At 66.3% G+C, this 12263-nt stretch carries 13 protein-coding genes; 5 read left to right on the top strand and 8 right to left on the bottom strand.

All coding sequences use genetic code 11. From position 1 onward, the window contains the following. The first annotated feature begins 143 nt into the window (after positions 1–143). On the top strand, positions 144–593 hold the full coding sequence (locus BMY12_RS00065) for a DUF2834 domain-containing protein (RefSeq protein ID WP_093280501.1): 450 nt from the start codon (positions 144–146) through the stop codon (positions 591–593). Positions 594–697: 104 nt separating this feature from the next. Here the strand turns inward: BMY12_RS00065 and dnaJ are convergent, their stop codons facing one another. From dnaJ to hrcA, 5 genes are all read right to left on the bottom strand, one after another. Then, positions 698–1837 carry a molecular chaperone DnaJ gene (gene dnaJ, locus BMY12_RS00060; protein ID WP_093280499.1) on the bottom strand — a complete coding sequence of 380 codons (1140 nt, stop codon included), beginning with the start codon at positions 1835–1837 and terminating at the stop codon, positions 698–700. Between the two features lie 2 nt (positions 1838–1839). After that, positions 1840–2427, bottom strand: a complete 588-nt coding sequence (locus tag BMY12_RS00055) for a TMEM175 family protein (RefSeq protein WP_093280494.1) — start codon at positions 2425–2427, stop codon at positions 1840–1842. A gap of 93 nt (positions 2428–2520) precedes the next feature. After that, on the bottom strand, positions 2521–4458 hold the full coding sequence (gene dnaK / locus BMY12_RS00050; RefSeq protein WP_093280493.1) for a molecular chaperone DnaK: 1938 nt from the start codon (positions 4456–4458) through the stop codon (positions 2521–2523). Positions 4459–4550: 92 nt separating this feature from the next. Further along, positions 4551–5078 carry a nucleotide exchange factor GrpE gene (grpE, locus tag BMY12_RS00045; protein WP_093280491.1) on the bottom strand — a complete coding sequence of 176 codons (528 nt, stop codon included), beginning with the start codon at positions 5076–5078 and terminating at the stop codon, positions 4551–4553. Positions 5079–5201: 123 nt separating this feature from the next. Next, positions 5202–6242: a heat-inducible transcriptional repressor HrcA gene (hrcA, locus tag BMY12_RS00040; RefSeq protein WP_093280487.1), complete on the bottom strand. Its 1041-nt coding sequence runs from the start codon at positions 6240–6242 to the stop codon at positions 5202–5204. Between the two features lie 113 nt (positions 6243–6355). Here hrcA and BMY12_RS00035 point away from each other — a divergent pair, with 113 nt between their 5' ends. Beyond that, entirely contained in the window at positions 6356–7255 is a 900-nt protein-coding gene (locus BMY12_RS00035; RefSeq protein ID WP_093280485.1) for an NAD(+) kinase, read from the top strand. A gap of 17 nt (positions 7256–7272) precedes the next feature. Then, the gene (recN, locus tag BMY12_RS00030) at positions 7273–8952 is read left to right on the top strand and encodes a DNA repair protein RecN (protein ID WP_093280483.1); all 1680 of its coding nucleotides are present in this window, start codon (positions 7273–7275) and stop codon (positions 8950–8952) included. A gap of 183 nt (positions 8953–9135) precedes the next feature. Here recN and fur read toward each other — a convergent pair whose 3' ends face one another. Further along, complete coding sequence (gene fur / locus BMY12_RS00025) at positions 9136–9564, bottom strand: ferric iron uptake transcriptional regulator (protein WP_093280482.1); 429 nt, start codon at positions 9562–9564, stop codon at positions 9136–9138. Between the two features lie 85 nt (positions 9565–9649). Here fur and BMY12_RS00020 point away from each other — a divergent pair, with 85 nt between their 5' ends. After that, positions 9650–10105, top strand: a complete 456-nt coding sequence (locus BMY12_RS00020) for an outer membrane protein assembly factor BamE (RefSeq protein WP_093280479.1) — start codon at positions 9650–9652, stop codon at positions 10103–10105. Between the two features lies 1 nt (position 10106). On the opposite strand, the gene BMY12_RS00015 is transcribed toward BMY12_RS00020, so the two are convergent. Both BMY12_RS00015 and BMY12_RS00010 read right to left on the bottom strand, forming a co-directional pair. Beyond that, the gene (locus tag BMY12_RS00015; protein WP_093281551.1) at positions 10107–10400 is read right to left on the bottom strand and encodes an RnfH family protein; all 294 of its coding nucleotides are present in this window, start codon (positions 10398–10400) and stop codon (positions 10107–10109) included. Beyond that, positions 10397–11788, bottom strand: coding sequence for a sodium-dependent transporter (locus BMY12_RS00010; RefSeq protein ID WP_093280478.1), 1392 nt, complete (start codon positions 11786–11788; stop codon positions 10397–10399). The genes BMY12_RS00015 and BMY12_RS00010 overlap by 4 nt, the downstream gene beginning before the upstream one ends. Before the next feature lie 44 nt (positions 11789–11832). Here BMY12_RS00010 and smpB point away from each other — a divergent pair. Next, positions 11833–12263: SsrA-binding protein SmpB (gene smpB, locus BMY12_RS00005; protein ID WP_093280477.1), on the top strand; the 431-nt coding region annotated here is incomplete at its 3' end.

Raw genomic sequence — 12263 nt, 5'->3', positions numbered from 1 at the left:
CCGTCTGCCTGAGCACCGATGCCCCGCAAGGGCGGGCGCCGCTGAAGACACAGATTCAGCACATCGCACAAATGCGTGAGGAGTTGCTGCCGGCGCCGCGCTAAAAAGACAAGGCTGCAAACGACAGGCGGGGAGGAGAAATCATGACATCGCTGCTGATTCACGCCGGCCTCGGCGTGCTCTGCTTCATGCTGTTCCTGCGCTTCAACCGGCATCTGTATCGCGGCGGCTGGTCCGGGGCGGGCCCGAGCTGGAACGAGCGGCTGTGTTATCTGCTGGCGGTGGGCTCGGTGTGCACCGGCTGGTATTTCAACACGCAATATGTGGAAACCTACGGCGAGCAGGCCGGCTGGGTGCATTTCACCAAGATGCTGTTCACCAATCCCGCCGCCGGTTCCGGCTCGCAGGATCTGATCGTCACCAACACCTTCCTGTTCCCGCTGTGGACCATGATCGATGGTCCGCGTCGCGGCCTGAAGCACTGCTGGATCTATTTCGTGCTGAGCCTGTTCACCAGCTTCGGCTTCGCGATGGGCCTGTACCTCGCCGCGCAGGAGCGACAGCTGCGCTGGAATCAGGCGCAGGGCGTCTGAACCGCGTGAAGCCCAGGGCGGGGCCGATGCCCGCCCCGGCAATGCGCTTCAAGCGCTGAGGCCAGGGCTTTCGCCTTCCGGCCTGAAGCCGGAAGGCGCGGCGCTCACTGCGTCAGATCATCGAAGAAGCGCTTGGCCTTGCCCAGCCAGCTGGAGGCTTCCGGATGGTGCTTGCCGCCGCTCTTGTCGAGGGTCTCGCCCAGCTGACGCAGCAGTTCCTTCTGCTGCTTGGTCAGGTGCACCGGGGTCTCCACGAACACCGTGCAGTACAGATCGCCCGGCCCGGAGGTGCGGATCGAACGCACGCCGCGACCGCGCAGACGGAACTGCTTGCCGCTCTGCACGCCCTCGGTGATGTCGATCTCCACCTCGCCGTCCAGGGTCGGCACCTTGAGCTTGCCGCCCAGCGCCGCGGTGACCACCGAGATCGGCACCGAGCAATGCAGATCATTGCCGTCGCGCTCGAAGATCTCGTGCGGCTTGACCGTGATCTGCACGTAGAGATCGCCGCTGGAAGCGCCGCGATCACCCGGCTCGCCCTCGCCGGTGAGGCGGATGCGATCGCCGGTATCGACGCCGGCCGGAATCTTCACTTCCAGGGTCTTTTCGCGACGGATCTTGCCGGCGCCGCGACAGCTCTTGCAGGGGTCGGTCACCAGGCTGCCGCGACCACGGCATTGCGGGCAGGTCTGCTGCAGCACGAAGAAGCCCTGCTGCACACGCACCTGTCCGCTGCCACGGCAGGTGCCGCAGGCGCCCGGCTTCTTGCCGTCGGCGGTGCCGTGACCGTTGCAGCTCTCGCATTCGCTCCAGGTCGGGATGCGGATGCTTTCGGTGGCGCCGAACACCGCCTGCTCCAGGCTCAGCTCCATCATGTAGCGCAGGTCTGCGCCGCGGCGCGGGCCGGCGCTGCGTCCGCCGCCACCGCCGCCATTGCCACCGAAGATGTCGGCGAAGACATCGCCGAAGATGTCGGCGAAGCCGCCGGCGCCGCCGAAGCCGCCACCGCCACCACCGCGATTCAGGCCCTCGTGCCCGTACTGGTCGTAGACCGCGCGCTTGTTCTCGTCGGACAGCACCTCATAGGCTTCGCTGACTTCCTTGAACTGCTCCTCGGCAGCCTTGTCGCCCGGGTTGCGGTCCGGGTGAAACTTCATCGCCAGCTTGCGATAGGCCTTCTTCAACTCATCGTCGCCGGCCTGCTTGGCCACGCCGAGCACTTCGTAGTAGTCGCGCTTGCTCATGATCAATCTTGCTTGGAATCCTGAATTTTCGACTCGATGCGACGGTCCGGCAGAAACCAGATCAAGGCCACCGCCAGGTACATCAGGCAGGCCAGATAGCGGTTGTAGAACGCAAGAGCGATGCCGGCAAGGTACAGCGCTATGGAAATCTTGCCCTTGAAATCGCGGCCCAGGGCGCTGGCCAGCAGGGAGTCGCGGCCATGCTCGCGCACGATCTCATGCTGCAGCCAGGGCCAGGCCAGAGCGGGCATCAGCAGCGACAGTCCGTAGACCGCCACCGGCACCGTGTCGAAATGGTTCTCGCCCATCCAGGCGGTGGTGAACGGCACCAGGGACAGCCAGAACAGCAGATGCAGATTGGCCCACAGCAGCCGGCCGTTGACGCGGTGCACCGCGTGCATCAGATGATGATGGTTGTTCCAGTAGATGCCCACGTAGAGAAAGCTCAAGGCATAGCTGGAAAACACCGGCCACAGGGCTCCCAGTGCCTCCAGGGTCGGCGCATGCGGGGGTTTGAGCTCCAGCACCATGATGGTGATGATGATGGCCAGCACGCCATCGCTGAACGCTTCCAGTCTGCCCTTGCCCATCCCCCGCCCCCGTCAAAAAACGTCATGCCCGCGTGAGCGGGCATCCAGTGCTGCGGGGCTGGATCCCCGCTTGCGCGGGGATGACGCGAGACCTCACTTCTTGTCCTTGACCTCGGTGAACTCGGCGTCCACCACATCGCCGTCGGCCTTGGCCTGCGCACCGCCGGCCGCGCCGGCTTCGCCACCGGCCGCCGCATTCTCGCCCGCCGCCTTCTGCGCATAGACGCGCTCCATCAGCTTGGCGGAAGCCTGGGCCAGGGCCTCGGACTTGGCGGTGATGGCGTCCTTGTCGTCGCCCTTGACCGCCTCGCGGGCCGCCGCGATGGCGTCCTCGATGCTCTTCTTCTCGTCGGCCTGCACCTGCTCGCCCAGATCCTTGAGCGACTTCTCGACCGCGTGAATCATCTGATCGGCCTGGTTGCGGGCGGCGATCAGCTCGTTGAACTTCTTGTCTTCCTCGGCGTGGGCCTCGGCGTCCTTTACCATCTTCTGGATCTCGTCTTCCGACAGACCCGAGTTGGCGGTGATGCGGATGCTCTGCTCCTTGCCGGTGGCCTTGTCCTTGGCGGTGACGTGCAGGATGCCGTTGGCGTCGATGTCGAAGATCACCTCCACCTGCGGCACGCCGCGCGGCGCCGGCGCGATGCCGGTGAGGTCGAAGCGGCCCAGCGACTTGTTGGCCGAGGCGATCTCGCGCTCACCCTGGTAGACCTGGATGGTCACCGCGGTCTGGTTGTCGTCGGCGGTGGTGAAGGTCTCCGACTTCTTGGTCGGGATGGTGGTGTTCTTCTCGATCAGCTTGGTCATCTTGCCGCCCAGGGTTTCGATGCCCAGGGACAGCGGGGTCACGTCGAGCAGCAGCACGTCCTTGCGGTCGCCCGAGAGCACCGCGCCCTGCACCGCAGCGCCGACGGCCACGGCTTCATCCGGGTTGACGTCCTTGCGCGGCTCCTTGCCGAAGAAATTCTTGACCGCGTCCTGCACCTTGGGCATGCGGGTCTGACCGCCGACCAGAATCACCTCGTCGATGTCGGAGGCTTTCAGGTTGGCGTCGCGCAGCGCGATCTTGCAGGGCTCCATGGACTTGGAGATGAGATCGTCGACCAGCGCTTCGAGCTTGGCGCGGGTCAGCTTCATGTTGAGATGCTTGGGGCCGGTCTGATCCGCCGTGATGTAGGGCAGATTGATGTCGGTCTGGGTGGAGCTGGACAGCTCGATCTTGGCCTTTTCCGCAGCTTCCTTGAGGCGCTGCAGGGCCAGCGGGTCCTTGTGCAGGTCGATGCCCTGCTCCTTCTGGAACTCGGCCGCGATGTATTCGATCACGCGCAGGTCGAAGTCCTCACCGCCCAGGAAGGTGTCGCCATTGGTGGCCAGCACCTCGAACTGCTTCTCGCCGTCCACGTCGGCGATTTCGATGATGGAGATGTCGAAGGTGCCGCCGCCGAGGTCATACACGGCGATCTTCTGGTCCTTCTTGCCGCCCTTGTCCAGGCCGAAGGCCAGGGCCGCGGCGGTGGGCTCGTTGATGATGCGCTTGACTTCCAGGCCGGCGATGCGGCCGGCGTCCTTGGTGGCCTGGCGCTGGCTGTCGTTGAAGTAGGCCGGCACGGTGATGACCGCTTCGGTCACCTTCTCGCCGAGATAGTCCTCGGCGGTCTTCTTCATCTTCAGCAGCACTTCGGCGGAGACCTGCTGCGGCGCGAGCTTCTTGTCGCGCACCATCACCCAGGCGTCGCCGTTGTCGGCCTTCACGATCTTGAACGGCGAATGCTTGATCGCCTTCTGCACCTCGGCGTCCTCGAAGCGGCGGCCGATCAGGCGCTTGACCGCGTAGAGGGTGTTGAAGGGATTGGTCACCGCCTGGCGCTTGGCGCTGCGGCCGACCAGGGTCTGGCCGTCATCGGTGTACGCGACGATGGACGGCGTGGTGCGCTCGCCCTCGCTGTTCTCGATGACCTTGGTGTTGTTGCCTTCCAGGATCGCCACGCAGCTGTTGGTGGTGCCGAGGTCGATGCCGATGATCTTTGCCATGTGAAAACTCCGAGAATACCGTTGCTACCGCTTATCTAGTGCTGCAATGCGGCGATTCAAGGGTGAATCCCGCAGCAAATGTGAGCCGTTTTTCAGCCCGGCGCCTTGGCCACCACCACCATCGCCGGACGCAGCAGACGCTCGTGCAGGCTGTAGCCCTTCTGCATCACGCTGAGCACATGATTGGCCGGCAGCTGGTCGCTGGGCGCCATGGTCATGGCCTGGTGGAATTCGGGATTGAAGGGCTGGCCTTCCGGATTGATCTGCTTGACGCCGTTCTTTTCCAGCACGCTCATCAGCTGGCGGTAGGTCAGCTCCACGCCCTCGGCCATGGCCTTGGCCGGACCTTCGGCGCCGGCGGCGGCCTTCAGGCCCAGCTCCAGGCTGTCGGCCACCGAGAGCAGCTCGCCGAGCAGCTTTTCGGCGGCGTACTTGAGCGAGCTGGCGGCGTCGCGCTCCAGGCGGCGGCGGGTGTTTTCCAGATCGGCCGCGGCGCGCAGCTGCGCGTCCTTGGCAGCCTGGGCGCGTGCCTCGGCATCCGCCAGGGCGGCCTTGAGCACGGCCAGTTCGTCGTTTGCAGGGGCAGCCGCTGCGGCCGCCGGTTCCACCGGTTCAGTCATTGCGCTTCACAGACTCGAAATTGGACGAGGGGGACAGCCAAAAGGGGCGACATCATAGCCAAGCTGTCCGGCTGGCGGGGCCGCTTTCTCCCAAACGACGCCGCCTGTTGGCCTATTGGGGGCTCAGCCCTCGCCTTTCAAGCCGGCCGACAGCAGTCTTGCGGTTTCCCGCACGATGGGAATGATGCGGTGATAGGCCATGCGCGTGGGGCCGATCACGCCCAGCACGCCGGCGACCTTGCCATCCACGTAGTACGGCGAGGTCACCACTGAGCATTCGTCCAGCACCCGGTAGCCGGACTCGTCGCCGATGAACAGCTGCATGCGGTCAGCGTTGAGGCACTGGTCGAAGAGATTGAGCAGATCGCGCTTGGTGTCCAGGGCATCGAACAGGGCGCGCAGGCGCGCCACGTCCGCCAGTTCCTGGAAGCCCATCAGGTTCGGCCCGCCCGCCACCACGTAATCGGAACTGGGCTGCTCCGGGCGCAGGGCCTGCTCGGCCATCGCCGCCGCCTCGCGCAGCAGCAGGTTCACGCGCGCCTGCGCGTCGGCGGCCTCCTGCATCAGGGCCTGACGCAGGCTGACCAGATCACGGCCGGCGAAGTGCTCGTTGAGCGCGTTGGCGTAGCGCTCCAGCTCATCGGCGGCATAAGGGCGTTCCGTGTGGATGATGCGGTTCTGCACCTCGTGCTGGTTCACCACCAGAATCGCCAGCACGCGGTTGCCGGACAAGGGCAGGAACTCGATGCGGCGCAGCACCGTGAGATTGCGCCGGGGCACGGTGACCACGCCGGCCATCTTCGACATCTGCGACAGCATCCGGGACGCCGCCTGCACCATCTCGGTGGGCCCGTTCTGGCGCGGCGCCAGTTCTTCGGCAATGGCCTCGCGCTCGGCCTCCGACAAGGCCTCCGGCGCCAGCAGGCTGTCGACGAAGTAGCGATAGCCGCGCGTGGTGGGGATGCGCCCGGCCGAGGTGTGCGGCGAAGCCACGAAGCCCAGCTCGTCGAGATCGGCCATCACATTGCGGATGGTGGCCGAGGACAATCCGAGATTGGCCATGCGCGAGAGCGTGCGCGAGCCCACCGGCTGGCCGTCGTGGATGTAGCGTTCGACGAGCAGCTTCAGCAGTTCGGCGGCGCGATTGTCGAGAATCGGGGACATGCCTTAAACATGGCGAATTTGTGACGCAATTTCAATAGGCTGAGGACGGCTTCCGACATCGGCCGGCGGCGCATTCATGCTACCTTTGCACATCCTTTTGTCCCAGCGCGCGCATGCAGAGCTTCCAGACCGTCGGCATCATCGGCAAGCGGCACGATCTGCAGATCGTGCCCACCTTGCAGCAGCTCTGCACCACGCTGCGCCAGCTGGACCGCAAGCTGCTGGTGGAAGCCGGCACCCCGACCAGCCAGAACCTGCCGGCCGACATCATCCGCCTGCCGCGCGCCGAACTGGCCAAGGCCTGCGATCTGGCGGTGGTGGTGGGCGGCGACGGCACCCTGCTCTCCGCGGCGCGCGACCTCGCCCCTTCCGGCGTGCCCATCGTCGGCGTCAACCAGGGCCGGCTCGGCTTCATGGTCGATGTGCGCCCCGAGGAGATGCGCGAGACCTTCGCCGCGATCTTTGCCGGCGACTATCTGCGCGAGGAGCGCCTGCTGCTGCAGGTGCATCTGCCGCGCCAGGGCCGGCCCGATGTACACATGCTGGCGATCAACGATGTGGTGATCCGCAACCAGGCGGCAATCCGCATGCTGGAATTCGACACCTGGCTGGACGAGGAATTCATCTCCTCGCATCGCGCCGACGGTTACATCGTCTCCAGCCCCACCGGCTCCACGGCTTATGCGCTGTCCGGCGGCGGCCCGGTGATGCATCCGGGCCTGCAGGCCCTGGCCCTGGTGCCGATCTGTCCGCACACGCTCTCCGACCGGCCGATCATCATCGGCTGCGAACAGACCGTGCGCATCAGCCTGCGCGGCGCGCCGGGCGTGGCCGCCATGCTCACCTGCGACGGCCAGACCGCCGAAACCCTGCGCGCCGGTGAGAGCTTCGAGGTGCGCAAGGCGGCCTTCCCGCTGACCCTGGTGCACCCGCGCAACTATTCCTACTTCAATCTGCTGCGCAACAAGCTGCACTGGGGCCGTGGCCCGGCCCTCAACGGCAGCAGCCTGTAACGCGCATCTTCCGCCGCATGCTCAAACATCTGCACATCAAGAATCTGGCGATCATCGACGAGCTGAGCCTGGACTTCGCGCCCGGCTTCACCGTGCTCACCGGCGAAACCGGCGCCGGCAAATCGATTCTGATCGACGCCATCGGCCTGATCATCGGCCTGCGCGCCGACGCCGCGCTGGTGCGCGCCGGCCAGGAGAAAGCCGAAATCAGCGCCAGCTTCGAACTGGCCCGGGACGCCACGGCCAAGCGCTGGCTGGCCGAACAGGAACTGCTCGATGGCGAAGACGAAAGCCTGCTGCTGATCCGCCGCGTGGTCTACGCCGAGGGCCGCACCCGCGCCTTCGTCAACGGCCAGCCGGTGAACGCCGGCGCGCTGCGCGAACTGGGCGAGCAGCTGGTGGAAATCTTCGGCCAGTCGGAAAGCCAGACCCTGCTGCGCAGCGAGGTGCAGCGCCGCATCCTCGATGACTACGGCGAGCACGGCGCGCTGCTGGACAAGGTCGCGGCGGCCTGCGCCCTGTGGCAGGACGCCAGAGGCGAGCTGGAGCGCCTGCTGAGCAGTGATGGCAGCGATGCCGCGCAGCTGGAATTCCTGCGCTTCCAGATCAGCGAGCTGGAAGCGCTCGGCCTGAGCGAGCACGAGATCGAGGAGCTGGAGCGCGAGCATCGCGGCCTGGCACACGGCAGCCGCCTGCTGGGCGAAGGCGGTCAGGCCCAGGAGCTGCTCTACGGCGGCGAAGACTGCATCTACGACCGTCTGAGCGAGGCGCAGCGCCTGCTCTCCGGCCTGCTGCCGCTGCTGGACAGCCTGCAGCCGGCGGTGGACGCGGTGGACGCCGCGCAGGCGCAGACCCGCGAGGCCGCCGACGCCCTGCGCCGCGCGCTCGACCGCCTGGACCTGGACCCCGCGCGCCTGGCCGAGATCGAATCGCGCCTGGGCGCCATCCACGATCTGGCGCGCAAGCACCGTCTGAAGCCCGCGCAGCTGCCCGAGCATCTGCAGAGCCTGCGCTCGCGTCATGAGGAAGCCGCGCATCGCGATGCCCGCATCAGCGAGTGCCAGCAGCGCCAGCAGCGCGCACTGGAAGCCTTCCGAGGCGCAGCGCAGAAGCTCAGTCAGGCGCGGCGCAAGAGCGGCGAACGCTTCGGCCAGGCGGTGAGCGCCATCGTCCGGCGTCTGGGCATGCCGCATGCGCAGCTGGTGGTGGCCGTGGAATACGAGAGCGAAGCGACCCCGCGCCCGCACGGCGCCGATCAGCTGCGCTTCGACTTTTCCGCCAACCCCGGCCAGCCGCCGCGCGCCCTGGCCAAGGTGGCCTCCGGTGGTGAGCTGTCGCGCGTGTCCCTGGCCATCCAGGTCGCGGCCCTGGCGCAGCACGGCGTGGGCACCATGATTTTCGACGAGGTGGACGCCGGCATCAGCGGCGGCGTGGCCGAGATCGTCGGCCAGCAGCTACGCGCGCTGGGCGAGCGCCGGCAGGTGCTGAGCGTGACGCATCTGGCGCAGGTGGCCGCGCAAGGCCACGCGCATCTGGCGATCCGCAAGCAGGTGGTGAAGCAGCAGACCTACACCCGCGTGCAGGCCCTGGACCCGGACGCCCGCGTGGACGAGATCGCGCGCATGCAGGGCGGCGTGGAAATCTCGCAGGCCACCCGCGAGCATGCCCGGGATCTGCTGGCGAAGTCGCGGGCGTGAGACATCTGACGTCAGACGTCAGACGTCAGACGATGCAGCGTTTCGCTATTGAAACCCGGTGTCATGCCCGCGCAAGCGGGCATCCAGTGCGCTCTGTCTGGCGGCTGCAGCGCCTGATCGCTGGATTCCCGCTTGCGCGGGAATGACAAAGCGTCTTCTCTTTCGCCTCACCCCTCTGCGCCCTCAGCCCTTGCCCACCTTGCCGGCCACCCGGTTCTTCGGCCGCACGTACAGCACCAGGCTGTGCTCTTCCACGTCGTAGCCGTGCTTGGCGGCGATGCGCTGCTGGATTTCCTCGATCTCTTCGCTGACGAACTCGATGACCTTGCCGCTGTCCAAGCACACCATGTGGTCGTGATGCGGTCCGCGCTCCAGCTCGAACACCGCGTGCCCGCCCTCGAAGTTGTGACGGCGCACCAGGCCGGCGGCTTCGAACTGGGTGAGCACGCGGTAGACGGTGGCCAGGCCCACGTCTTCGTTCATCTCGATCAGGCGGCGGTAGATGTCTTCGGCGGAAAGATGGCGCGCGTCGCTGTTTTCCAGCATTTCCAGGATTTTGATACGGGGCAGCGTGACCTTCAGGCCAGCGTTGCGTAGATCGGAGGATTCCATGACCTGTGCGCTCGACTCGGGGGTTTCCGTTATTATCCCCCGCCTGAATCTCGCGGCAACACATTTATTTACCAATCGAGCCCCGATGCGCTTCTTCTTTCTCGCCCTAGTGGCGCTGGGCCTTTCGGCCTGCCAGATCGTCTACAAGCTGCCCACCCGACAGGGCAATGTCATCGAGCAGAAGCAGCTGGAGCAGCTCAAGCCGGGCATGACGCGTGAACAGGTCAGCTATCTGATGGGCACGCCGGTGGCCTCCAGTGCCTTCCGCCCGAATCGCTGGGACTATGTGAGCTATTACCGTTCGCCGCGTGGTGAGTCCTCGCAGCGCGTGGTGAGCCTGTATTTCAAGGGCGATGCCCTGGAGCGCATCGAAGGTCAGGTGGCCGCCAGCCAGGCCAAGGCCAGCGACACGCCGGACGTACAGGCCGTGGTGGAAGGCGAGAACAAGGCCGCCAAGGGCAAGGCCGACACGCGTGAAGCCAATGACCGTGCCGCCGCCGGCGCGGCCAAGCCGGACATCGGCCAGCCCGCACCGCCCTGATTCAGCGCTTGCTGCGCGTCGCCGCCCGCGCGCGGCGCGCGGCTTTCGGGTCCACCGCCAGCGGCCGGTACAGCTCCACCCGGTCTCCGCCGCGCAGCACCTGGTGCAGCTCGCAGGGCCTGGAGAACACGCCCACGCGCAGGGGCGCGTCCCTGGGGATCGCAAAGGCCTCGCACACGCCGCTGGCCGCCACCGCCATCTGCACCGTGCTGCCCGCCGGCAGGCGCAGCCGCTTGAGCCACTGCCGCTCGGGCAGTGCGTAAGCCACTTCCACCTCGATCTGCGCCGCGTTCACGCCACGCTCCACAGCGAAATCAGCCAGTCGATGATGCCCAGCGCATACAGCAGCACCACGATCAGGCCCAGGCGCGCCGGATAGCGCAGCAGGCCGAACCAGAGCTTGTACAGCCAGGGCTGCAGTTCCGCGCCCCAGAGCGTGCGCACCAGATCGCGCGGCATGATGCTGACCACGAACACGCAGATCAGCAGCCCATCGATGGGCGCAAACCAGCTGGCGGTGAGCAGCTGCACCCATTCGAAGAAATTGCGCCCCCACAAGCGCAGATCCTGCATCACGCTGAACGACAGCAGCGTGCCCAGGCCCACGAACCAGATCAGCAGCGCCGCGCAGGTGGCGGCGAACACGCGCGTCCAGCGCTGACGGTCCATGAAGTAACGGCTCACCGGCTCCAGCATCGCCGTGGCCGAGGTCATGGTGACGATGAACAGCAGGAAGTACAGCGCGGTGGCGAACAGCGAGGCGCCGAAGTCGCCGCCCACCGCGCGCGGCAGGGTTTCGAACATCAGGCTGATGCCGGTGCCCGGCTCCAGGCCCGCGCCCAGCACCACCGAGTACACCGCCAGACCCGCGAGCAGGCTGAAAGCGGTGTCCACCAGAATCGCCGCCACCGCGATGCGGCGGATGGGCGCCGACACCGGCAAATAGCTGCCCAGGCCCATCATAACGCCCATCCCCAGGCCCAGCGTGAAGAAGCCGTGATGCAGCCCTTCGATCACGCCGCGCCAGGTGAGTTTTTCCGGATGCGGGGCGATGAAGTATTCGTAAGCCGCCAGGCCGTCGCGGTTGCGCATTGCATAAAGACACATGAGCACCGCGATCAGCAGCGCCGCCGGCACCATGCGCCGCGCCGCACGCTCCACGCCTTCGCGAAAGCCGTGCGAGACGATCACGCACACCGCCACCATGAACAGCGTATGCCAGGACAGGCTGCGCTCCGGATCCTGCGCCACGCCCAGAAACACCGCGCGCGCACCCTCCTGCGTGAGCTGACCAAAGCTGCCGCTGGCGGCGCGGAAACCGTAAGCCAGGCTCCAGCCGGCGATCACCGAGTAATAGGACAGAATCAGCCCCGCCGTGAGCAGGGCCAGACCGCCGATGCCCAGCCACACGCGCCGCGCCTTGGCCGCTTCCACCAGGCGCGCATAACCGGCGATGAGGTCATCGCGCATCCAGCGGCCCAGCATCCACTCCGCCAGCAGCAGCGGCAGACCCACCAGCGCCAGGCCCAGCAGATACACGCCCAGAAACAGCACGCCACCGTATTCGCTCATCAGATACGGCAGGCGCACGGCATTGCCGACGCCGATCATGGCGCCCACCGCCACCCACAGGAAGGCAGGGCTGGAGCTCCAGTAACCGTAGCTGCTTTCACGGATATTCATGCGCCAAGTGTATCCGCTGCACCGCGCGTCCCTATAATCCGCGCATGAGCAAGAAAGAGGACGAAGCACCCGAGCGCCTGATCGCCGTCAACCGCCGCGCGCGGCACGACTACTTCATCGAAGACCGCTACGAGGCCGGCCTGGTGCTGCAAGGCTGGGAAGTGAAGAGCCTGCGCGCCGGCCGCGCGCAGATTGCCGAGGCCTACGTCACCCTGAAAAACGGCGAAGCGTTTCTGATCGGTGCGCACTTCACCCCGCTCAAGCAGACCTGCACGCACGAGATTGCCGACTCCACGCGCACCCGCAAGCTGCTGCTGCACGAGCGCGAACTGTCCAGCCTGATCGGCAAGGTGGAACGCGCCGGCTACACCCTGGTGCCCCTGGACCTGCACTGGCACAAGGGCCGCGCCAAGCTGGAAGTGGGCCTGGCCAAGGGCAAGAAGGAGCACGACAAGCGCGCGGACATCAAGGAGCG

Origin of the sequence: Solimonas aquatica, assembly GCF_900111015.1 — a bacterium.
Classification (GTDB): Bacteria; Pseudomonadota; Gammaproteobacteria; order Nevskiales; family Nevskiaceae; genus Solimonas; species Solimonas aquatica.
Note: the sequence above shows the minus strand (reverse complement) of the source record. Positions and strands in the feature narration are given on the sequence as shown.

What these genes read in the sequence shown, in the direction of transcription:
- hrcA (WP_093280487.1), bottom strand. Translation starts at nt 6,242, where the DNA reads ATGTCCCCGATTCTCGACAATCGCGCCGCCGAACTGCTGAAGCTGCTC.
- grpE (WP_093280491.1), bottom strand. Translation starts at nt 5,078, where the DNA reads ATGACTGAACCGGTGGAACCGGCGGCCGCAGCGGCTGCCCCTGCAAAC.
- BMY12_RS00020 (WP_093280479.1), top strand. Translation starts at nt 9,650, where the DNA reads ATGCGCTTCTTCTTTCTCGCCCTAGTGGCGCTGGGCCTTTCGGCCTGC.
- dnaJ (WP_093280499.1), bottom strand. Translation starts at nt 1,837, where the DNA reads ATGAGCAAGCGCGACTACTACGAAGTGCTCGGCGTGGCCAAGCAGGCC.
- BMY12_RS00010 (WP_093280478.1), bottom strand. Translation starts at nt 11,788, where the DNA reads ATGAATATCCGTGAAAGCAGCTACGGTTACTGGAGCTCCAGCCCTGCC.
- BMY12_RS00035 (WP_093280485.1), top strand. Translation starts at nt 6,356, where the DNA reads ATGCAGAGCTTCCAGACCGTCGGCATCATCGGCAAGCGGCACGATCTG.
- BMY12_RS00055 (WP_093280494.1), bottom strand. Translation starts at nt 2,427, where the DNA reads ATGGGCAAGGGCAGACTGGAAGCGTTCAGCGATGGCGTGCTGGCCATC.
- BMY12_RS00065 (WP_093280501.1), top strand. Translation starts at nt 144, where the DNA reads ATGACATCGCTGCTGATTCACGCCGGCCTCGGCGTGCTCTGCTTCATG.
- fur (WP_093280482.1), bottom strand. Translation starts at nt 9,564, where the DNA reads ATGGAATCCTCCGATCTACGCAACGCTGGCCTGAAGGTCACGCTGCCC.
- dnaK (WP_093280493.1), bottom strand. Translation starts at nt 4,458, where the DNA reads ATGGCAAAGATCATCGGCATCGACCTCGGCACCACCAACAGCTGCGTG.
- recN (WP_093280483.1), top strand. Translation starts at nt 7,273, where the DNA reads ATGCTCAAACATCTGCACATCAAGAATCTGGCGATCATCGACGAGCTG.